18 protein-coding genes are annotated in these 20,174 nt (G+C 72.4%); 6 read left to right on the forward strand and 12 right to left on the reverse strand.

Features of this window, described 5'->3' with window-relative positions:
* Window positions 1-65: 65 nt before the first annotated feature.
* Window positions 66-1,085, forward strand: coding sequence for an aldo/keto reductase (locus tag ACCP09_RS17825; RefSeq protein ID WP_433748019.1), 1,020 nt, complete (start codon window positions 66-68; stop codon window positions 1,083-1,085).
* A gap of 42 nt (window positions 1,086-1,127) precedes the next feature.
* Here the strand turns inward: ACCP09_RS17825 and ACCP09_RS17830 are convergent, their stop codons facing one another.
* Window positions 1,128-2,525, reverse strand: coding sequence for a class II fumarate hydratase (locus ACCP09_RS17830; RefSeq protein WP_433748022.1), 1,398 nt, complete (start codon window positions 2,523-2,525; stop codon window positions 1,128-1,130).
* A gap of 103 nt (window positions 2,526-2,628) precedes the next feature.
* Between ACCP09_RS17830 and ACCP09_RS17835 the strand changes: the two genes are divergently transcribed.
* Complete coding sequence (locus ACCP09_RS17835) at window positions 2,629-3,603, forward strand: NAD(P)/FAD-dependent oxidoreductase (RefSeq protein WP_433748025.1); 975 nt, start codon at window positions 2,629-2,631, stop codon at window positions 3,601-3,603.
* Between the two features lies 1 nt (window position 3,604).
* On the opposite strand, the gene ACCP09_RS17840 is transcribed toward ACCP09_RS17835, so the two are convergent.
* The 6 genes from ACCP09_RS17840 to ACCP09_RS17865 form a co-directional block, all read right to left on the reverse strand.
* Window positions 3,605-4,459, reverse strand: coding sequence for a S1 family peptidase (locus tag ACCP09_RS17840; protein WP_433748028.1), 855 nt, complete (start codon window positions 4,457-4,459; stop codon window positions 3,605-3,607).
* Complete coding sequence (glpX, locus tag ACCP09_RS17845) at window positions 4,456-5,526, reverse strand: class II fructose-bisphosphatase (protein WP_027934110.1); 1,071 nt, start codon at window positions 5,524-5,526, stop codon at window positions 4,456-4,458. Before glpX ends, ACCP09_RS17840 begins: the two co-directional genes overlap by 4 nt.
* Before the next feature lie 85 nt (window positions 5,527-5,611).
* Window positions 5,612-5,827, reverse strand: a complete 216-nt coding sequence (locus tag ACCP09_RS17850; RefSeq protein ID WP_017984779.1) for an exodeoxyribonuclease VII small subunit — start codon at window positions 5,825-5,827, stop codon at window positions 5,612-5,614.
* A complete protein-coding gene (locus ACCP09_RS17855; RefSeq protein WP_020421453.1) occupies window positions 5,824-6,222 on the reverse strand; it encodes a hypothetical protein in 399 nt (132 codons plus the stop codon). Before ACCP09_RS17855 ends, ACCP09_RS17850 begins: the two co-directional genes overlap by 4 nt.
* A gap of 3 nt (window positions 6,223-6,225) precedes the next feature.
* Window positions 6,226-7,464 carry an exodeoxyribonuclease VII large subunit gene (xseA, locus tag ACCP09_RS17860; protein WP_027934112.1) on the reverse strand — a complete coding sequence of 413 codons (1,239 nt, stop codon included), beginning with the start codon at window positions 7,462-7,464 and terminating at the stop codon, window positions 6,226-6,228.
* A complete protein-coding gene (locus ACCP09_RS17865) occupies window positions 7,461-8,069 on the reverse strand; it encodes a lipid droplet-associated protein (protein WP_027934113.1) in 609 nt (202 codons plus the stop codon). The genes xseA and ACCP09_RS17865 overlap by 4 nt, the downstream gene beginning before the upstream one ends.
* 135 nt (window positions 8,070-8,204) lie before the next feature.
* Here ACCP09_RS17865 and ACCP09_RS17870 point away from each other — a divergent pair, with 135 nt between their 5' ends.
* Complete coding sequence (locus tag ACCP09_RS17870; RefSeq protein ID WP_400988597.1) at window positions 8,205-9,158, forward strand: 4-hydroxy-3-methylbut-2-enyl diphosphate reductase; 954 nt, start codon at window positions 8,205-8,207, stop codon at window positions 9,156-9,158.
* A 582-nt stretch (window positions 9,159-9,740) separates the two neighbouring features.
* Here the strand turns inward: ACCP09_RS17870 and ACCP09_RS17875 are convergent.
* Together ACCP09_RS17875 and rmuC are read right to left on the reverse strand one after the other, a co-directional pair.
* Window positions 9,741-10,781 carry a DUF6542 domain-containing protein gene (locus ACCP09_RS17875; RefSeq protein ID WP_433748035.1) on the reverse strand — a complete coding sequence of 347 codons (1,041 nt, stop codon included), beginning with the start codon at window positions 10,779-10,781 and terminating at the stop codon, window positions 9,741-9,743.
* 156 nt (window positions 10,782-10,937) lie between these two features.
* The gene (rmuC, locus tag ACCP09_RS17880) at window positions 10,938-11,855 is read right to left on the reverse strand and encodes a DNA recombination protein RmuC (RefSeq protein WP_020422321.1); all 918 of its coding nucleotides are present in this window, start codon (window positions 11,853-11,855) and stop codon (window positions 10,938-10,940) included.
* A 164-nt stretch (window positions 11,856-12,019) separates the two neighbouring features.
* Here rmuC and ACCP09_RS17885 point away from each other — a divergent pair, with 164 nt between their 5' ends.
* Window positions 12,020-13,171, forward strand: a complete 1,152-nt coding sequence (locus tag ACCP09_RS17885) for an exonuclease SbcCD subunit D (RefSeq protein WP_433748039.1) — start codon at window positions 12,020-12,022, stop codon at window positions 13,169-13,171.
* Window positions 13,168-16,131, forward strand: coding sequence for an AAA family ATPase (locus tag ACCP09_RS17890; RefSeq protein WP_433748042.1), 2,964 nt, complete (start codon window positions 13,168-13,170; stop codon window positions 16,129-16,131). Before ACCP09_RS17885 ends, ACCP09_RS17890 begins: the two co-directional genes overlap by 4 nt.
* A gap of 3 nt (window positions 16,132-16,134) precedes the next feature.
* Here the strand turns inward: ACCP09_RS17890 and ACCP09_RS17895 are convergent, their stop codons facing one another.
* Both ACCP09_RS17895 and ACCP09_RS17900 read right to left on the reverse strand, forming a co-directional pair.
* Window positions 16,135-16,644 carry a methylated-DNA--[protein]-cysteine S-methyltransferase gene (locus ACCP09_RS17895; RefSeq protein ID WP_378362908.1) on the reverse strand — a complete coding sequence of 170 codons (510 nt, stop codon included), beginning with the start codon at window positions 16,642-16,644 and terminating at the stop codon, window positions 16,135-16,137.
* Between the two features lie 21 nt (window positions 16,645-16,665).
* A complete protein-coding gene (locus ACCP09_RS17900) occupies window positions 16,666-18,168 on the reverse strand; it encodes an AlkA N-terminal domain-containing protein (RefSeq protein ID WP_433748045.1) in 1,503 nt (500 codons plus the stop codon).
* A 106-nt stretch (window positions 18,169-18,274) separates the two neighbouring features.
* Between ACCP09_RS17900 and ychF the strand changes: the two genes are divergently transcribed.
* Entirely contained in the window at window positions 18,275-19,357 is a 1,083-nt protein-coding gene (gene ychF, locus ACCP09_RS17905) for a redox-regulated ATPase YchF (RefSeq protein ID WP_027934120.1), read from the forward strand.
* 62 nt (window positions 19,358-19,419) lie between these two features.
* On the opposite strand, the gene ACCP09_RS17910 is transcribed toward ychF, so the two are convergent.
* On the reverse strand, window positions 19,420-19,833 hold the full coding sequence (locus tag ACCP09_RS17910; protein ID WP_433748050.1) for a hypothetical protein: 414 nt from the start codon (window positions 19,831-19,833) through the stop codon (window positions 19,420-19,422).
* Window positions 19,834-20,174 lie beyond the last annotated feature (341 nt).

Genomic DNA, 20,174 nt, shown 5'->3' on the forward strand with positions numbered 1-20,174 from the left:
GTTGCCTGGTCCTCCTCCCCGTCCGCGGCGATCTTGGGCACCACACACCAGAGGAGGAACTCGAAATGCGACGACGGATTCTCGGCGGCACCGGTATCGAGGTCAGCGAGTACACGCTGGGCGCGATGATGTTCGGCGCGTGGGGCAACCGCGACCACGACGAGTCGGTCCGGATGATCCACACCGCGCTCGACGCGGGCATCAACTTCGTCGACACCGCTGACATCTACTCCGACGGCGAGAGCGAGGTGATCGTCGGCAAGGCGCTCAAGGGACGCCGCGACGACGTGGTCCTCGCGACCAAGGGGCACTTCTACGGCCTGAACAGGCCCGGCAGCAACTCCCGCCGCTGGCTGACCCGGGCGCTGGACAACAGCCTGCGACGGCTCGGCGTCGACCACGTCGACCTCTACCAGGTGCACCGCCCCGACCACAACACCGACATCGACGAGACCCTGTCGGCGCTGTCGGACTTCGTGCGGGCGGGCAAGGTGCGCGCGATCGGGTCGTCGGTCTTCCCGGCCGAGCAGATCGTCGAGGCGCAGTGGGTGGCCGAGCGTCGCGGGCACGTGCGGTTCCGCACCGAGCAGCCGCCGTACTCGATCCTCAACCGGGGCATCGAGGCGCACGTCCTGCCGACCGCGCAGCGCTACGGCATGGGGGTGCTGACGTGGGGGCCGCTGTCCGCGGGCTGGCTGTCCGGTAGGTACTCCACACCGTCCGATGTGGACCTGCAGGCCGGCCGGGTCGCGTTGCAGAAACACAAGTTCGACCCGGCCCTGCCCGGGAACGCGGCGAAACTGGCGGCCACCAACGAGCTGAAGAAGGTCGCCGCCGACCTGGGCCGCCCGCTCACGCACCTGGCGCTCGCGTTCGTGCGGTCGCACCCTGCGGTCACCTCGGCGATCATCGGCCCGCGCACGCCGGAACAGCTCGCCGACCTGCTGGCAGGCGCGGACCTCGTGCTCGACGACGACGTGCTGGACCGGATCGACGAGATCGTCCCGCCGGGCGTCGACCTCAACGCCGTCGACCCCGACTACACCCCGCCCGCGCTCGCGGACAAGTCGCTGCGGCGGCGCTGATCCGGCGTGGAGGCCACCCGCGGCCGGGTGGCCTCCACCCGATCACTTGCCGCCGCGCGCCATCCGGAGCACGTCGAGGGCCTCGTCGAGCTGGGCTTCGGTGAGCTTGCCCTGCTCGATGTAGCCGCGCTCGACGACGACCTCGCGGATCGTCTTGAGCTCCTTGAGCGCCTGCTTCGCGACCGCGGCCGCCTCTTCGTAGCCGATGTACTTGTTGAGCGGCGTGACGATCGACGGCGATCCCTCGGCGTAGGCCTTGGTGCGCTCCTCGTTGACGGTGATCCCGGCGACCACCTTGTCGGCCAGCAGCCGGGACACCGCGGCCAGCAGGCGCGCCGACTCCAGCACGTTGCGCGCGATGACCGGCAGGTTCACGTTGAGCTGGAAGTTGCCCTGCGAACCGGCGTAGGTCACCGCCGCGTCGTTGCCGATGACCTGCGCGACCACCTGCAGCGTCGCCTCCGGGATCACCGGGTTGACCTTGCCCGGCATGATCGACGAACCCGGCTGGAGGTCCGGCAGCTGCAGCTCGGCGAGGCCGGTGCGCGGACCGGAGCCGAGCCAGCGCAGGTCGTTGGCGATCTTGGCCAGGGACACCGCGACCGTGCGCAGGTGCCCGGAGGTCTCGACCACGCTGTCCTGGCTGGCCTGCGCCTCGAAGTGGTTGCGCGCCTCGGTCAGCGGCAGGCCGGTCACCTTCGCGAGCTCCTCGGCCACCGCCGCGCCGAAGCCCTCCGGCGCGTTCAGCCCGGACCCGACCGCGGTGCCGCCGATCGGCAGCTCACCCAGCCTGCCCAGCCCGGACTCCAGCCGCTCGATGCCGAACCGGACCTGCGCCGCCCACGCCCCGGCCTCCTGGCCCAGCGTGATCGGCACGGCGTCCATCAGGTGCGTGCGGCCGGACTTGACGATGTCCTGCCACTCCGCGGCGCGCCCCTCGATGGTCTCGGCGAGGTGCTTCAGCGCCGGGATCACGTCGGTCAGCACCGCCTCGGTGGCGGCGATGTGGATCGTCGTCGGGAACGTGTCGTTCGACGACTGCGAGGCGTTGACGTGGTCGTTCGGGTGCACGTCGCTGCCCAGCGCGCGGCTCGCCAGGGTCGCGATGACCTCGTTGGCGTTCATGTTCGACGAGGTCCCGGACCCGGTCTGGAACACGTCGATGGGGAAGTGCGCGTCGTGCCTGCCCTCGGCCACCTCGTCGGCCGCCGCCGCGATCGCGTTCGCCAGGTCGCCCTCCAGCACGCCGAACCGGGCGTTGACCCGCGCCGCCGCGGCCTTGAGCAGGCCGAGCGCGCGGATCTGGGCGCGCTCGAGGCCCCGGCCGGAGATCGGGAAGTTCTCGACGGCGCGCTGGGTCTGTGCCCGGTACAGCGCGTCGACGGGCACCTTCACCTCGCCCATCGTGTCGTGTTCGATCCGGTATTCAGGTTCAGCCATAACCCGAGTCTGGCCCTTCCGCCGGGCGCTCGCTCCGTGTGTTTGCGCACCCGGAATGGTTAGATCGGTGGTGACTTGGATCACGGCGGAAGGGCGGCGGCCCATGGCTCTGTCAGTGGACGTCCTGATCGTCGGTGCGGGCCCGACCGGCCTGTTCGGCGCGTACTACGCCGGGTTCCGCGGGTTGTCGACGGCGGTCGTCGACTCGCTGCCGGAGGCCGGCGGGCAGGTCACCGCGATGTACCCGGAGAAGCTGATCTACGACGTCGGCGGGTTCCCCGCGGTGCGCGGTCGCGACCTGGTCAAGGGGCTGGTCGAACAGGCCGCGCCGTGGAACCCGGCCTACCTGCTCGGGCGCAAGGCCGAGGAGCTGCGCCGCGGTGACGACGGGTTGGACGTGGTGCTCGACGGCGGTGAGGTCGTGCACGCCAGGGCCGTGCTGATCACCGCGGGAATCGGCGAGTTCACGCCGCGGCCGCTGCCGGCCGGGGACGGCTGGCTCGGCCGGGGCATGGTCCACTTCGTGCCCTCGCTGGACGCGCACGCGGGGCAGGACGTCGTGGTCGTCGGTGGCGGCGACTCGGCGTTCGACTGGGTGCTGGCGCTGCACCCGCTCGCGTCGAGTGTCACCCTGGTGCACCGGCGCGCCAGGTTCCGGGCGGCGGAGTCGATCGTCGCGCAGGCCCGCGAGCTGGGGGTGCGGATCATCATCGACGCCGAGGTGACCGCTCTGCGCGAAGGGCCGGACGGCGCGCTCGCCGAGGTCGAGGTGCAGGTCAAGGGCGAGGAGCCGGTGGTGCTGCCCGCGCAGGCGGTCGTGGCCGCGCTCGGGTTCACCGCCGACCTCGGGCCCATCGAGAACTGGGGGCTGGACATCCACCAGCGCGCCATCCGGGTCGACTCGACCATGGCGACCGGCGTGGAACGGGTTTTCGCGGCCGGTGACGTGGCCGCCTACCCGGGCAAGGTCAAGCTGATCGCCACCGGGTTCGGCGAGGCCGCGACCGCGATCAACAACATCGCCGTCACCCTCGACCCGGAAGCGCACCTGTTCCCGGGGCACTCCAGCAACCTGTGAGTCAGGCGGGCGGCGGTGGCGTGGAGGTCGTCGTCGGGCTGGGGGAGGGCGTGGGAGCCGGCGCCGGGGTCGGCGTCGGGCTGGGCGCAGGGGCCGGGGGCGGTGGTGGCGCGGTCTGCTCGGTGATCCACTGCGTGTACGCCAGCGCCGAGGTGTAGATCGACGGCGCTGTCGTGCAGGCCGGATCGTTGTTGCCGGAGCGGCTGGTCAGGCCCAGCAGCAGCCACCGGTCACCGGCCCGCACCAGCTCCGGCCCGCCGGAATCGCCGTAGCACGCGCCGGCCGTCCCGCCCGGTGAGTCGGTGCACAGCTCGGTCGCCGGGTCGATGGTCGCGCAACGGGCCGCGTCGACGAGCGTCGTGTCCAGCTGCTGGAGGTCGATCGGCGCGGCGCCGCAACCCGGGGTCGGGCAGAGCTGGCCCCAGCCGAGCAGCCGCACCGACGTGCCCACCGCGGCCGATGTGCCGAGCCCGACCGGCGCGGCCTGCACCGGGCCGGCCAGGTGGACCAGGGCGATGTCCCCGCCCGGCCCGCTCGGGTTGTAGTTCGGGTGGGTGATGACCCGGTCCGGTTTCGCGACCTCACCGCCCTGCGTGCGGTCGTTGCTGCCGATCCGGGCGGTGAAGGTGTCCGCGGGCTGGTCGTGGACGCAGTGCGCCGCCGTCAGCAACCACTGCGGGGAGATCAGGGACGCGCCGCAGAAGTGCCTGCCCGCGGTGGTCTGCAGCGACGCGACGAAGGAGTAGGTCTGGTCGGCGGACACGCCGCCGACCAGGTCCGGCCGGGCCGCCGCCGACTGCACCGCCCCGGTGACGGCGAGCAGGCAGGCGGCGGCGATCAGCAGGAGGCGTTTCACGGCAGCGGTGGCACCACATCGTCGTCGGGGGCATCGGTCAGGACACCGTCGAAGTCGACGGAGGAGTACGCGCGGAGCTTGGTCAGGCGGTGGTAGCCGTCGATCAGCCGCACCGTGCCGGACTTGGAACGCATCACGATCGACTGGGTCGTCGCGCCGCCGGAGCGGTAGTGCACCCCGCGCAGCAGGTCGCCGTCGGTCACGCCGGTCGCGCAGAAGAACACGTTGTCGCCACGCACCAGGTCGTCGGTGGTGAGCACGCGGTCGAGGTCGTGCCCGGCGCCGATCGCCTTCTCGCGCTCGGCGTCGTCCTTCGGCCACAGCCGCCCCTGCAGCTCGCCGCCGAGGCACTTCATCGCGCAGGCGGTGATGATGCCCTCCGGCGTGCCGCCGATGCCGAACAGCATGTCGACACCGGTGGTCGGACGGGCGGCGGCGATCGCTCCCGCGACGTCACCGTCGGAGATGAACCGGATCCGGGCGCCCGCCTCGCGGACCTCCTTCACCAGCTGCTCGTGCCGCGGGCGGTCCAGGATGCACACCGTCACGTCGGAGACCTCGGTGTGCTTGGCCTTCGCGACCCGGCGGATGTTCTCCGCGACCGGCGCGGACAGGTCCACCACGCCCGCGGCCTCCGGGCCGACGGCCAGCTTCTCCATGTAGAAGACCGCCGACGGGTCGAACATCGCGCCGCGCTCGGCGACCGCGAGCACGGCCAGCGCGTTCGGCATGCCCTTGGACATCAGGGTCGTGCCGTCGATCGGGTCCACGGCGACGTCGCAGGCCGGGCCGTCCCCGTTGCCCACCTCTTCGCCGTTGTAGAGCATCGGGGCTTCGTCCTTCTCGCCCTCGCCGATGACGACGACACCGCGCATCGACACGGTCGAGATGAGCTGGCGCATCGCGTCGACGGCCGCGCCGTCGCCCGCGTTCTTGTCGCCCTTGCCGACCCAGCGGCCTGCCGCCATGGCGGCTGCCTCGGTGACGCGCACCAGTTCCATCGCGAGGTTGCGATCCGGCGCTTCCTTGCGTCTGGTCGAGCTCGGGGACTGGGTGCCGCTGGTCATTGCTGCCCTCCAGGGTCGTGCTGGCGCGGGTAACGATTCTCTCAGACTCGCGCGGGCTCGCAGGGCAGCGTCGTGATGGCGAATGTCACCCTTCGTCGCCGGTTTCGTCCTCCACGGACTTCAGCGCGTCCTCGATCCGCTCGCGCGCGCCTTCCAGATGACGCTCGCACAGCTTGGCGAGGTGCTCGCCCTTCTCCCACAGCGCCAGCGACTGCTCCAGGGACAGACCGCCCGCCTCCAGCTCGCGGACGACCTCGATCAGCTGGTCGCGGGCCTGTTCATAGCCGAGTTCTTCGGTCACCGGGTTGTGCTCCTCGCGGGTCGACGAGCGCACACTACCGCGCTCGCCATCGCGTGGTCGTAACCGGCGAAGGCCGTGGCGAACTCCTGGCCGTCACCCTCGGTGATCGCCAGTTCGATGGACCCCTGCGCCTGCGCGACCCGCCTGCGGTGCGGCGCGCCCTCGTTGAACCACCACTTCACGCCCACGAAGGCCGAGGTCGCTTCCGACAGCTGCCGCAGGCGCGCGTCCAGGTCCCAGCGGCCCGGCACGGCGCACCCCGCCAGCAGCGACGCCCAGCAGGCGCCGGCCGCGGCCTCGGCGGCGCCTGCCCGGTCGAGAACGGCCTGCGCCCCGGCCCGGGCCGCGGCGTCCGTGGTGAGCGGGAGGAACGTTGCCCGAGCGGAACGCAGCACTTCCTACTCCCCAGGTTCGGTGGATTTCGCGACCGCGTGCACCGCTCCGTCGACGACGCGCACGCGCAGCGGAGTTCCGTCCGCTACTTCAGAGATGTGCCGGAGCACCTGGAGGTTGCCTGCGTCGTCCCGGTATTGCACGACCGCGTACCCGCGTTCGAGGGTCGCGGCCGGTCCGAGCGCGGTCAGCTTGCCGCGCGCGCCGGAGATGGCGGCCTGCTCGTGCGAGACCAGGTTGAGCACCGCGCGGCGGCCGCGTTCCCGGTGCAGCTCGATCTCGTCTGCACGCCGGTTGATCGGGCCGAGCGGATCGGCCAGCACGGGGCGGCTGCGCAGCTGGTCGAGCAGGCGGCACTGGGTGTCCACCCAGCCGTGCAGCGCGCGGCGGGCCCGGTCGCGCATCTGCCGGACCCGCTCGGTCTCCTCCTTGACGTCCGGCACGACGCGCTTGCCCGCGTCGGTCGGGGTGGAGCAGCGCACGTCGGCGACGTGGTCGAGCAGGGGCGTGTCCGGTTCGTGGCCGATGGCGCTGACCACCGGGGTCCGCGCGGCGGCGACGGCGCGGCACAGGGTCTCGTCGGAGAACGGCAGCAGGTCCTCGACGCTGCCGCCGCCCCGCGCGATGACGATGACCTCGACGGACGGGTCGGCGTCGAGCATCTTCAGCGCCTTGACGATCTGCGGCACCGCCTGCACGCCCTGCACGGCGGTGTTGACCACCTGGAACGGCGCGGCGGGCCACCGGGCGTGCGCGTTGACCAGCACGTCCCGCTCCGCCGCCGACGCGCGGCCGGTGATCAGGCCGATGCCCTTGGGCAGGAACGGGAGGCGGCGCTTGCGTTCCTTGGCGAACAGGCCCTCGGCGGCCAGGAGGCGGCGCAGCCGTTCGATGCGGGCGAGCAGCTCACCGATGCCGACCGCGCGGATCTCGGTCGCCCGCAGCGAGATCGTGCCGCGGCCCAGGTAGAAGGTCGGTTTGGCGTAGACGACCACGCTGGCGCCGTCCCGCAGCGGCGGTTCGATGCCGCGCAGCAGGCCGGTCGGGCAGGTGACGGTCATGGAGACGTCGGCGGCCGGGTCGCGCAGGGTGAGGAACGCGGTCTGGGTGCCGGGGCGGGCGTTGATCTGGGTGACCTGGCCCTCGACCCAGACCGAGCCGAGCCGGTTGATCCACTCGGCGATCTTGCGCGCGACGGTGCGGACCGGCCACGGGTTCTCGGCGGAGGTGGGTTCGGCGCTCACTCCGCCTCGGTGTCCCCGGTGGCGTTGGCGCGCTGCACGTTGGTGATGCGACGGGCCAGCATGCCGACGAACTGCGCGCGGTTCTCGTGGGCGCGCTCGTACTCCAGCAGCTCTTCGAGTTCTTCGAGGGAGAAGCGGCGCAGGCGAGCGCGCAGCTGGGGCAGGGTGAGCTCGTCGTAGTTGGCCAGGTCGAGCGGGCCTTCGCCGGTGCCGGCCGGGCTGTCGAACTCGCCCTCGACGTGCTCCTCGCCCAGCGCGCGTTCCTCCTGCTCCCAGGGGCTGTCGCCGACCTCGGCGAGCACCGCGTCCGGGCGGTGGCCGTTGCGGTCCGGGCGCGGCTGTTCGGCAGGCTGGTCGGCGGGCAGGTCCTCGTCGAAGGTGGCCCAGCTCGGGGCGTCCTCGACGGGGCGCAGCGAGGCGAGGGCGTCGTCACCGCGGATGGCCAGCTCGGTGACGTGCTGCTGCATCCGCATGGAGAACTGGAGCACGCCGGAGATCACCGTGACCGGCAGGCCGAGCAGGGTTTTCGGCAGGTCGCGGGCCCGTTCGGCGGCGGTGACGGCCAGGCCCGCCGCGACGCGGAGGGGAAGCGGGAGTGGCTTCATGGGTACAGCGTGCCGCACCTTGGCGGTTCAGCCCAACCGGTGCGGCGTGGCGACGTGACGGGATGCACAGAATTCGGGCGAGGGGTGCCCGGTGGGGGCGGGGTTCGCCTGCCGGGCGGCCCGTACCCTGGACGTATGACTGCTGTCTCCGAGCCCGTCAAGCGTGTGTTGCTGGCCAAGCCGCGTGGCTACTGCGCCGGCGTCGACCGCGCCGTGGTCGCCGTGGAGAAGGCCTTGGAGCTGTACGGGCCCCCGGTGTACGTGCGCAAGGAGATCGTGCACAACCGGCACGTGGTCGAGTCGCTGCGCGAGCGTGGGGTCATCTTCGTCGAGGAGACGTCCGAGGTGCCCGAGGGGGAGCTCGTCGTGTTCTCGGCGCACGGGGTGTCGCCGGCCGTGCGGGCGGAGGCGGAGGAGCGCAACCTGCGCACCATCGACGCGACGTGCCCGTTGGTGACGAAGGTGCACAAGGAGGTCAACCGGTTCGCGCGTGAGGACTACGACATCCTGCTGATCGGCCACGAGGGCCACGAGGAGGTCGAGGGCACCGCCGGTGAGGCGCCGACGCACGTGCAGCTGGTGGACACGGCCGAGGACGCGGCGAAGGTCGAGGTGCGGGACCCGTCGAAGGTCGTGTGGCTGTCGCAGACCACGCTCAGCGTCGACGAGACGATGGAGCGCGTCGACCAGCTCAAGGGCCGCTTCCCGAACCTGGCGGACCCGCCCAGCGACGACATTTGCTATGCGACGTCCAACCGCCAGACGGCGGTGAAGGCGATGGCGCCGGAGTGTGACCTCGTGCTGGTCGTCGGGTCGAAGAACTCGTCGAACTCCCAGCGCCTCGTGGAGGTCGCCAAGCAGGCCGGCGCGAGGGACGCGCACCTGATCGACTTCGCCCGCGAGGTCGACGAGAAGTGGCTGGAGGGCGTGACGACGGTCGGCGTGACGAGCGGTGCGTCGGTGCCGGACGTGCTCGTGATGGACCTGCTGGCGTGGCTGTCCGAACGCGGTTGGGGTGAGGTGCAGGAAGTGACGACCGCGAACGAGAAGATCGCATTCGCGCTGCCCCGCGAGCTGCGAAGCGTCTGACCGCGCGGGGTTTGGTGCCGGTCGGATTCGGCGGGGCGGTTGGCCGGTTCCGAGACAACCTCTGTCCCAGAACTGCCTCTTGCCCTGTGCCCTCAGACCTGAACCGCCGCGGTTGTTGAAGGCGGCTAGGACCCTGCTGCGGTTGTTGAAGGCGGCTAGGACCCTGCCCAGCTCGGCGCGCTGCGTCTGGCCGAACTCTGCGCACCGGTTGCTCCGGTACTGACTTCACAGCGCTGGGGCACCGGCTCCACAGCCCCGACGCCAATCCCGCTGCAGCCCGCGCTTGTCCTCGCCGCAGCCTCGGCGTCCGTCCGCTCCACGGCCCAGGCGCTCGTCCCGACCGGAGCCCGGCGCGCTCGCCTCAACGCCAGCACGCCGGCTTCGCTGAAGCCCGGCCCGCTGGGGCAGTCGGCACATTGCGATCTCGGGCGTGGCTGTCTTGAGCCCGTCCTGCTGCCGCAGCTGGCGGACCACCCGCTCAGGCGTCCGGCTGCCGCAGATCGCCCGCTCAGGCGTCCTGCTGCCGCAGCTGGCAGACCGCCCGCTCAGGCGTCCTGGTTCCAGCGCAGGCAGACCGCACTCTCAGGCGTCGTCGTCCCAGGGGCGGCGGCGTGGGGTGTTTCCGCGGCGGCCTTCGGGGGCTCGGCGCGGGTCCAGGCGTGGGTCGCCGCCTCGTGGGGGGACCCGGCGGGGGCGGTCGGCAGCCGGACCGCCGGCGCGTGGTTCACCGCCGCGGCGGTCGGCTTCCTCCGGGGGCACGCCGCGCTGCCGCGGGCGCCGTCCCGGGGGCGGCGTCTTGCCGCCGCGGGCTTCGCGCCGCGGGTCGTCCCGGAGACCCGGGTCCCGGCGTGGGTCGTCCCCAGCCGGACGCCGCGCGCCACCGTCCGCCCCGCGACGACCGCGCCGAGGCGCCTCGTCCGCGGCGCGACGCGGATCGTCGTCGACCGGGCGGCGTCCGGGACGTCGCCCCGCCGCACCACGTCCGGCAGCGACCGCACCCGCAGCAGCACCGTCACCGCCCGGACGGTCCTCCGCGCCGGCATGGTCCTCCGCCGGACGGCGCCGACGCGGCGCTTCACCCCGCGCCGCACCGCCGCGAGCCTCGCCGCCGGGACGCTTGGGGTCCGTGGGCCGCTTGCCGTCGCCGGCCTTCGCCTTCGCGTCCGGGTTGCGCTCCCGGTAGATCCGGACGATGCCCAGCACCAGGGTGCAGCCCGTCGTGATCGCCATCGTCGGGAAGCCGTTGATCAGCGGCGTGCCGACCGCCAGCACCTTCGTCAGCATGTCGCTGTTGTCCGGCAACCCGGAGACCAGCAGCACGACCCCGGGCACGGTGATCCCCAGGATCAGCGGGGGCTGCACCATCGGCCCGAACAGGCTGCGCCGCTGCACGCCGCACACCGCGCCCACGGCGCCGACGAAGTACGCGCCCTGGAACAGCCAGCCGAGCTTGTTCTGCGTCTGCATGTCGACGACCGCGCCGATCACCGCCAGCCCGAAAGCGAGGAGCACGGCACCCCACCACGGCAGGCCCCGGCGTTCACCGACGATGGGACGCTGATCCCACGGCACGGGGATGTCGTCGGCGTCGGAATCGCTCCGGCGATCGGGAATGGCGGTCACGAGGCAACACCGTAACCTGTAGCCGACCCCACTGGCTCCCCATCCCGCCGAGGATGCGGTTCAGACCACTGGCGCGGCCCCGCGGGCCCCCGTCGTGATCAGGGGTTTCGGCTCGTCCGGCCGTGTTGGCAACGTGCCGGTAACGCGAATTTTTCGCTAGCTCGCGGCTATCTCGTCCCCCCTTCGGATGGGTGCCACCTCGGTCGGGCTGGCGGCCGCGTCCGACAGTGGCGCCACGGCTGCCCGGAACCCTTCGAGCGCCTCCATCTCCCGCCGCCGCGCCGACAGGAACCGCTGCAGGTGGGTGCTGCTGAGGTTGAGGGCCTCGACCGCGTTGCCTGCCGCCCGGTGCGCGGCCGCCGCGCCGGCGCGCACCCGCTCGATGTCGTCCACCACTGCCCGGTCGCTCGCGGCGAACAGCGCGGCCGACGCCACCACCGCGAACCCGGTCGGTCCGCACAGGAACACCCGCCGGTCGAGCATCCAGCGCAGCAGTTCGGGATCGGTGTCCAGCGCCGCCACCACGGCCGCGTCGGACGGCACGAACATCACCGTGCCGTAGATCGCGTCGGCCCAGCGCTGGTACCCCTTGCCCGCGAGCTCGGCCGCCCGGGAGCGGAGGTTGCGGACGTGGACCCGCAACGCGTCCATCCGCTCGTCCGGATCGTCGGTCTCGACCGCTTCCGCCCAGCAGGCCAGGCTCGCCTTCGCGTCGACCGGCACGGCCCGGTCGCCACCAACCCGCAGCACCATGTCGGGTTTGGCCGATCCACCACCACCCAGGTCCGTCTGCAGCGTGTAGTGCAGCCCCTCGCGCAACCCCAGTGCCCGCGCGGTCTCCGCCAGTACCTGCTCGCCCAGCTCGCCCCTGCCGGTGATCGAGGCGAAGGCCACTTCGTACCTGCGCAACGCGGCCTGCTGCTGATCCACGCGTGACCGCTCGGCTTCGACCTGCCGCGCCGCCGCGTCCGCGCGGCGCATGCTGTCGCCGTAGAGCCGCCACAGCAGGGCGACCGCCACGACCAGGACCAAAGCGATCGCGACGGCTGCCGTGCTGATCACGGTGGAGGCCACTGCCGCCCTCCTTTCTTGATCGTCGAGAACGTGACCGCATCATGACGGAGGGCACCGACAAAAACGGGGCCCGCCCGCGCGGATCCACTCCGAACACACGTTCGGGTGAAGGATCGCGGTGTGTCTGCGGGATTCTGTCGGACCCCCCTCCTAACTTGGGCCACGTGAGACTCCTGCACACCTCCGACTGGCACGTCGGACGCACCTTCCACGGGCTGGACCTGCTCGCCGAGCAGGACGCCGTGCTCGGGCACCTCGCGGACGTGGTGGCCGCCGAGGGGGTGGACGTCGTCCTCGTGTCGGGCGACATCTACGACCGCGCCGTGCCGTCCGCCGAGGCGGTGCAGGTCGCCAACCGCGCCCTGAGCCGCCTCCGGCACGCCGGCGCGCACATCGTCCTGACCTCCGGCAACCACGACTCGGCCCCGAGGCTGGGCGCGTTCGGCGAGTTCGCCGCCGCGGGCGGTCTGCACCTGCGGACGACGATCGACCGGATCGCCGATCCGGTCCTGCTCGACGACGACCACGGGCCGGTCGCGATATACGGCATCCCTTACCTGGAGCCGGAACCGGCGCGGCACGCCCTCGGCGTGACGGGCGCGCGCGGGCACACGGGCGTGCTCACCGAGGCGATGCGCCGCATCCGCGCCGATCTCGCGAACCGTGCGCCGGGAACCCGCTCGGTCGTCCTCGCACACGCGTTCGTGACCGGCGGCGCGCCCACCGAATCGGAGCGGTCCATCGCGATCGGCGGTGTGGAACAAGTTCCCGGCACGGTCTTCGACGGCGCGGACTACGTCGCGTTGGGACACCTGCACGGCCCGCAGACGCTCGCCGAGCACCTGCGTTACTCGGGCAGCCCGGTCGCCTACTCGTTCTCCGAGGCGCAGCAACGGAAATCGGTGTGGATCGTGGACCTCGACGCGTCCGGCCTGACCGGCGTGCGGCGGCACGAGCTGCCGGTTCCGCGCCGGCTCGCGAAGATCACCGGCAGGCTCGCGGACCTGCTCGCCGACCCGGCACACGACGAGCTGATCGAGTGCTACCTGTCGGTCACGCTCACCGACGCCGTCCGTCCGGTGGACGCGATGCGGTTGCTGCGGGAGCGGTTCCCCCACGCCGTGCACCTGGAGTGGCAGCCGGAGAACGGGAAGACGTCCGCGGCGTTGCGGTACGCCGCGGCGGTGCGGGGCCGGTCCGACGAGGAGATCGCGCACGGTTTCCTCGACGACTGCCGTGGCGCGCCGCCGAACGAGCGTGAGGCCGCGCTGCTGCGGACGGCCCTGGAGAAGGCGGACAGGGAGGACGCGGCATGAGACTGCACCGGCTGGAGGTGGCGGCCTTCGGACCGTACCGGTCCCGCGAGGTCGTCGACTTCGACGCGCTCGGCGCCGACGGGCTCTTCCTGCTGCACGGGGACACCGGCGCGGGCAAGACGACGCTGCTGGACGCGGTGGCGTTCGCGTTGTTCGGCACGGTTCCCGGCGCGCGCGGTCAGGTCAAGCGCCTGCGCTGCGACCTGGCGGATCCGGACGAGCCGACCGAGGTCGTGCTCGAACTGACCGTGCAGGGGCAGCGGCTGCGGTTGCAACGCAGCCCCGAGTACCAGCGTCCGAAACGGCGCGGCGAGGGAACGACGACGCAGCAGGCGAAGGCGGTGCTCCGGTGGGTCGGTCCGCCGCCCGCCGGCCAGCCCCCGGAGGGCCTGACGCGGATCGACGAGGTCGGCCGCACGGTCCAGCGTCTGCTCGGGATGAGCGCCGAGCAGTTCTTCCAGGTCGTGCTCCTGCCGCAGGGCGAGTTCGCCAGGTTCCTGCGCGCGGACACCGACGAGCGCGAGAAGCTGCTGGAGAGGCTCTTCGGCACCAAGCGGTTCGCCGAGGTCGAGGGCTGGTTCCGGGAGCGGCGGGCGGACCGGCGGCGCGAACTCGACCAGCAGCGCCAGGAACTGCGCGAGTGGACGGCGCGGTTCGCCCAGGTGGCCGGGGAGGACGTGCCAGAAGAGGACGTCGCGGGCTGGGTCGCGCGCACCGGCGAGCGGATCCGGTCCAGCGTGGAGCAGGCCCGCGACGACGAGAAACGCGCAAGGGCGGCACGCGAATCGGCTGATGAGCTGCTGGCCGAGCGGCTGTCGGCGGCGGAACGCGTCCGCCGGGTCCGGGAGGCGCACCGGCGGCTCGCGGCATTGGCCGAGCAGGAAGAGGAACGGACGCGCTGGGCTGCCGAGCTCGAGGCGGCGAGGCGGGCGGCGGCGGTGGTGGGTGTCGCGGCACAGGCGGACCGGTGCGCGGCGCAGCTGGACGAAGCCCGCGAGGCCGAGGAGCGCAAGGCAGCAGCCCTCGCGGCGACCGGATTCACGGACGTGCAAGCGGATACCGCGGACTTGCGCAAGCTGTCCGGGAAGCTGCGCGAGGAGGCCGGTGCGCTCGCCGGGCTGGTGGCCGAGGCCGAGCAGCAGGTGCGCGATCAACGGGACATCGAGCGCCACGCCGAGGCAGCAAGCGAGGCCAGGGCACGCGTGCAGGTGCTCGGGGAGAAGCTGGCGGGCATCCCGGAGCGTGTGCGAGACCTGCGGGAGCGCCTCGACGTCGCGATCGACGCCGAGGCGAAGCTCGGTGAGGTCCGCAAGCGCGAGTCCGAACTGGTCGCCGCGGTCCGGGATGCAGAACGCCTGCCCGCGGCCGAGCGCGCCTTGGCGGATGCCGGAGCGGCGGCCCGGGAGGCCATCGACCAGCACCAGGAGGCGCGTGAACGGTTCCTCGAGCTGCGGAGGTGGCGGCTCGACGGCATGGCGGCCGAGCTGGCGTCCCGGTTGACGTCCGGCTCGCCGTGCCCGGTGTGTGGTTCCTCCGATCACCCGGCTCCGGCCATGGCCGCGCCGGAGGCCGTTTCACCGGAGCAGGAGCAGGCGGCGGAAGAGGCGGAGAGCCGGGCGGAGCGGCGCCGCAAGTCGGCGGAGGCGGCCAAGCACGACGCCGAAACGAAGCTCGCGGCGCTGCGTGAGCGTCTGCGGGGCCGGGACGGCGCGCAGGTGACCGAGGAACTTTCCTTGCTGCGCAGGGAGATCGCCGGGCTCGACGCGCTGGCACAACAGCGGGCGCCGCTCGCGAAGCAGGTGCAGGCAGCCGAGACCGAGCAACGGGAGCTGGAAGCGAAGCGTGCGGCCGAACTGCAGGCGGCCACGGCCGCCGAGACCCAGCACCGGGCGCTGACCGAGCGCGTCGCCGAACGCGCCCGGCGCCTGGAGGAGGCGCGCGGTGACCACCCCGACGTCGCCGCCCGCCGCGCGCACCTGACGGGGATCGTGCGGGCGCTGGACGCCCTGGCCGAGGCGCGGTCCGCGGCCGCTAGCGCCGCCGAACAGCTCGAGCGTCAGCGCGCCGAGGTCCGGGAAGCGCTGTGGCGGGCCGGTTTCGAGACCGTGGAGGAGATGCGGGCCGCCGCGCGTGACGAGGCGACGGTCCGTGATCTGGAGAAGCGACTGGCCGATGCCCGTGCGGCGGAGGCGGCGGCGCGGGCCACGCTGAACGAGCCCGAGCTGTTCGGGGTCGGGCCGGACGACGAGGTGGACGTCGAGTCGGCCAGGGCGAAGGCACAGGCGGCGCGGGAACGGGCCGAGGCTGCGGTCGCGGTCCTGCGGTCGGCGACGGCCCAAGCCGATGCGCTGGGCACGCTGGCCGAGCGGCTGGCGGCCGCCACCGAGCGGCTGCGGCCGCTGGAAGAGGAGTTCGCCGAGCTCGACGCGCTGACCGACGTGGTCAACGGGCGCGGGCAGAACGCGCGGAAGATGTCGCTGCGGTCGTACGTGCTGGCGGCCCGGCTGGAAGAGGTGGCCATCGCCGCGACGGCGCGGTTGCAGACGATGAGCCAGGGCCGCTACTCGTTCGTGCACTCCGATGCGGCCGGATCGCACGGCACGAGGGGTGGCCTGGGACTGGACGTGCTGGACGACTTCTCCGGCACGGTCCGTCCGGCGAAGACGCTGTCCGGCGGGGAGTCGTTCCTCGCGTCACTGTCGCTGGCCCTCGGGCTGGCCGACGTGGTCGCGGCGGAGACCGGCGGCTCGCTGCTGGACACGTTGTTCGTCGACGAGGGTTTCGGGACGCTCGACTCCGAAACCCTCGACGTGGTGATGAACATCCTCGACGAGCTGCGGGCCGGTGGCCGGGTGGTCGGCCTGGTGTCCCACGTGGAGGAGCTGCGGCAGCGGATCCCGACCCAGTTGCGGGTGCGCAAGTCCCGCACCGGGTCGAGTTTGGAGCTGCAGATGGCGTGAACTTCAGGAGCGGTACGGGGTTTCGTGGTCGAGCAGCCAGCGCTTGACGTCGACTCCCCAGCGGAAGCCGCCCAGCGCGCCACCGATGCGGAGCACCCGGTGGCAGGGCACGAACAGCGCCGCGGCGTTGCGGGCGCAGGCCGAGGCCGCGGCGCGGATGGCGGCGGGTCGGCCGGCGAGGGCGGCGTACTCGGTGTAGGTGACCGGCTTGCCGGCGGGCACCGTGCGCAGCACGTCCCACGCGTGCTGCAGGAACTCGCCGGACCGCTGGCGCACGGGAATGTCGTCGATCGCGTCCAGTTCACCGTCGTGGTAGCGGCGGACCGCGGTGCTGACCGCACCGAGGTCGCGCTTCTCGCGAAGGTCGGACGGGCGCAGTGAGGGGGAGATCTGGGGAGTCAGTTCGCCGAGGTCGGCGGTCCAGCCGGAGGCCAGGACGGCGCCGTCGCTCGCGACGATGGCGGTGAACGGTCCGATCCGGGTGTCGGTCGTGGACCAGTGGGCGATGCTCATGTCGGTTCTCCTTGACGGGGTTCAGGCTTGGCTGGAGCGCCACAGGTACATGCCGGCGTAGGACCGCCAGGGCCGCCACGCCTGTGCGCGTTCGTTGAGTGCGGGGATGTCGTCGGCGATGCCGAGGGCGGCCGCGCCCTTGCGGAGGACGAGGTCGCCGGTGAGCAGCACGTCGGGAGCGCCGAGGACGCGCATCAGCACGTAGTCGGCGGTCCACGGGCCGATGCCGGTGAGGGCGAGGAGTTCGGCTCGCAGTTCGGCGGGATCGCGTCCGACGTGCACGTCGACCTCACCGGAGGCGAGTGCGGCGGCGGCGCCGAGGATCGCGTCGATCCGGCGCTTCGGGCCGCGCAGCACCTCGTGGCCACGCTCGGCCACCGCCTCGGCGGTGGGGAACAGCAGGAGGTCTTGCTGCCACGGGACCGGTTCGCCGAGCGCCGCGGTGAGGCGGCCGGCGGCGGTGCGCGCGGCGGCGACCGAGACCTGCTGGCCGAGCATGGCGCGTAGCACCAGCTCGAAACCGTCGGCGGCGCCGGGGACGCGGATGCCCGGGGTCGCGGCGACCGCCGGGGCCAGAGCCGGATCGCTGGCGAGCACGCGCGCGACGGCCTCGGGGTCGGCGTCCAGGTCCAGCAGACGCCGGGCCCGGGTGACGGCCGCGCCGAGGTCGCGGACGTCGGCGAGCCGCAGGTCGCAGCGCACGTGCCCGTCCTGTGGCGTCAGCGTCACCGTCGCGGCGCCGTGCGGGAGCCGGAGGGTGCGGGCGTAGCTGTGCTCGTCGACGGACTCCACGCCGGGCACGGCCCGGGCGGCGAAGAAGCCGAGGAGTCCGGCGGCGTCGAACGGCGGGCGGAACGGCAGTCGCAGGGACAGCCGGGTCCCGGCCGTGCCCGCTTCGGGCTCGGCGGCACCTGCGCGGCGGCGTGCCGCGGCCGCGGCCGTGCGCAGCTGCGACGGAGTGCGGGCGAAGACCTCGCGGATGGTGTCGTTGAACTGCCGGACGCTGGCGAAGCCGGCCGCGAACGCGACGTCGGCCAGCGGCAGCTCGGACAGCTCGATGAGCAGCCGCGCCGAGTGGGCCCGGTGCGCGCGGGCCAGTGCCAGCGGTCCCGCGCCGAGCTCGGTGGTGAGGACCCGGCCGAGCTGCCGCTCGGAGTAGCCGAGGCGGCGGGCCAGGCCGGGCACGCCCTCGCGCTCGACGACCCCGTCGGCGATCAGCCTCATGGCCCGTGCGGCGAGGTCGGCGCGCACGTTCCACTCCGGTGAGCCGGGCACGGCATCCGGCAGGCAGCGGCGGCAGGCGCGGAATCCGGCGGCTTGCGCCGCGGCGGCGGTCGGGTAGAACCGCACGTTCTCCTGCCGCGGGGTGAGCGCCGGGCAGGACGGCCGGCAGTAGATGCCGGTGGTGCGCACGGCCGTGATGAACTGGCCGTCGAAGCGGGCGTCGCGCGAGGCGACGGCGCGGTAGCACCGCTCGTTGTCGCGCCAGAGTGCCTGCTCGGCCGGTGCGGCGATGGCTGTCATGGGTTCGATCCTGCCAGCAGGTCAGGCACCTGACTGGCGGAATTCCGACATGGCCGTGAACGGGCGGCCGGGCCGGGTGGTGGGCCCGCCCCGTAGACTTCGGGCCGTGAGTCTGACCCTCGGTATCGTCGGCCTGCCCAACGTCGGCAAGTCGACCCTGTTCAACGCGCTGACCCGCAACGACGTGCTCGCCGCGAACTACCCGTTCGCCACGATCGAGCCGAACGTCGGCGTCGTGCCGCTGCCCGACGAGCGTCTGGACAAGCTCGCCGAGATGTTCAGCTCCGCCCGCACCGTGCCGGCCACGGTGTCCTTTGTGGACATCGCAGGCATTGTCAAGGGCGCGTCCGAGGGTGCCGGGCTCGGCAACAAGTTCCTAGCGAACATCCGTGAGGCCAACGCGATCTGCCAGGTCATCCGCGTGTTCGACGACCCGGACGTGGTGCACGTCGACGGCCGGGTGGACCCGTCGTCGGACATCGAGACGATCAACACCGAGCTGATCCTCGCCGACCTGCAGACGCTGGAGAAGGCGCTGCCGCGGCTGGAGAAGGAAGCCCGGACGAAGAAGGAGAACCGGCCCGCGCTGGAGGCCGCGCAGAAGGCGAAGGACATCCTCGACAGCGGACGGACTTTGTTCTCCGCTCAGAAGGAGGTCGACACCGCGCTGCTGCGTGAGCTGAGCCTGCTCACCCTGAAGCCGTTCCTGTACGTCTTCAACGCCGACGAGGGCGTGCTGACCGACCAGGCGAAGCGCGAGGAGCTGACGAAGCTGGTCGCCCCCGCCGACGCCGTGTTCCTGGACGCGAAGGTCGAGGCCGAGCTGCTCGAACTCGACGACGAGGAGTCGGTGCGCGAGCTGTTGGAGTCGGTCGGCCAGACCGAGCCCGGCCTGCACGCGCTGGCCCGCGCCGGGTTCCACACGCTGGGCCTGCAGACCTACCTCACGGCGGGCCCGAAGGAGTCCCGCGCGTGGACGATCCCGCAGGGCGCCACCGCGCCCCAGGCCGCGGGCGTCATCCACACGGACTTCGAGCGGGGCTTCATCAAGGCGGAGGTCGTGTCCTTCGACGACCTCGTGGAAGCCGGCTCGATGGCCGCCGCGCGCTCCGCGGGCAAGGTCCGGATGGAAGGCAAGGACTACATCATGGCCGACGGCGACGTGGTGGAGTTCCGCTTCAACGTCTGAGCCGGCCTGCGGCGCTGATGGCTATGCGGGATCGCGCGTTGACATGCGGGTGGGTTCGTTGCTCAGGAGGCAGGCATCCGGGCGTCGGCGAGTTTGAACAGCGTCGCGAACGCCAGGGCGAGCACCACGACGAGCCCCGCGTTGTGGATGGCTGCGCCAGGGCCCAGTTCGGTCACGTCCAGGAACGGGTACGGGTACCAGTCGGTGAAGGCGCCGCGACCGTCGACCACGAGATCCGCGCGCGCGGCCCGAACAGCAGCCACGCAGCGATCGTCGCCCACGGGGAGATGTAGTGGAAGCCGATGGTCGCGGACATGGTGGCTCCGGGTGAGGTGCACCTGGGGCGCCAGCACGATCGCGAACACCAGCCCGGTGATGAGGATCCCCAGGAGCGCGTCCAGCCGCGCCACGCGCCAGACCGGGCCGTCCAAAGTGGGGCGCCACACCGGCACCGGAGCAGCGGCGAGCACGACCATGTCGCTCTCGACGGTGAAGTAGCTGAAGAGCCGCCACAGGCGGACGCCAAGGCTGAGGCTTCCCCGGTCTGGCCGAGTTCGCGTCCGCGCCGCCGGTGAAGATCAGCGTCAGCGGGACGGCGAGCGAGGCGATCACGACGAGCGCGATGAGCCCGTGCCACCAGCGGGACAGGGCCCAGGACGTTCGAGGCGCGGGAACCACGTGACCGAAAGTAGCCCTCGATCCACGGAGCGCGAGCTCATGGCGTGAATGGCGATTCCGGGCGCGGGAGGTGGGGTGGCACGGGGGCCGTGGGGGTTCGGGCGGCTGGTGGCCCGTTCGCTGGTCCCGGGTGCGGGGT

The organism is Amycolatopsis sp. 3B14 (assembly GCF_050958625.1).
GTDB classification, from domain to species: domain Bacteria; phylum Actinomycetota; class Actinomycetes; order Mycobacteriales; family Pseudonocardiaceae; genus Amycolatopsis_E; species Amycolatopsis_E thermoflava.

What these genes read in the sequence shown, in the direction of transcription:
- ACCP09_RS17825 (WP_433748019.1), top strand. Translation starts at nt 66, where the DNA reads ATGCGACGACGGATTCTCGGCGGCACCGGTATCGAGGTCAGCGAGTAC.
- ACCP09_RS17830 (WP_433748022.1), bottom strand. Translation starts at nt 2,525, where the DNA reads ATGGCTGAACCTGAATACCGGATCGAACACGACACGATGGGCGAGGTG.
- ACCP09_RS17835 (WP_433748025.1), top strand. Translation starts at nt 2,629, where the DNA reads ATGGCTCTGTCAGTGGACGTCCTGATCGTCGGTGCGGGCCCGACCGGC.
- glpX (WP_027934110.1), bottom strand. Translation starts at nt 5,526, where the DNA reads ATGACCAGCGGCACCCAGTCCCCGAGCTCGACCAGACGCAAGGAAGCG.
- ACCP09_RS17865 (WP_027934113.1), bottom strand. Translation starts at nt 8,069, where the DNA reads ATGAAGCCACTCCCGCTTCCCCTCCGCGTCGCGGCGGGCCTGGCCGTC.
- ACCP09_RS17870 (WP_400988597.1), top strand. Translation starts at nt 8,205, where the DNA reads ATGACTGCTGTCTCCGAGCCCGTCAAGCGTGTGTTGCTGGCCAAGCCG.
- ACCP09_RS17890 (WP_433748042.1), top strand. Translation starts at nt 13,168, where the DNA reads ATGAGACTGCACCGGCTGGAGGTGGCGGCCTTCGGACCGTACCGGTCC.
- ACCP09_RS17895 (WP_378362908.1), bottom strand. Translation starts at nt 16,644, where the DNA reads ATGAGCATCGCCCACTGGTCCACGACCGACACCCGGATCGGACCGTTC.
- ACCP09_RS17900 (WP_433748045.1), bottom strand. Translation starts at nt 18,168, where the DNA reads ATGACAGCCATCGCCGCACCGGCCGAGCAGGCACTCTGGCGCGACAAC.
- ACCP09_RS17910 (WP_433748050.1), bottom strand. Translation starts at nt 19,833, where the DNA reads ATGGTCGTGCTCGCCGCTGCTCCGGTGCCGGTGTGGCGCCCCACTTTG.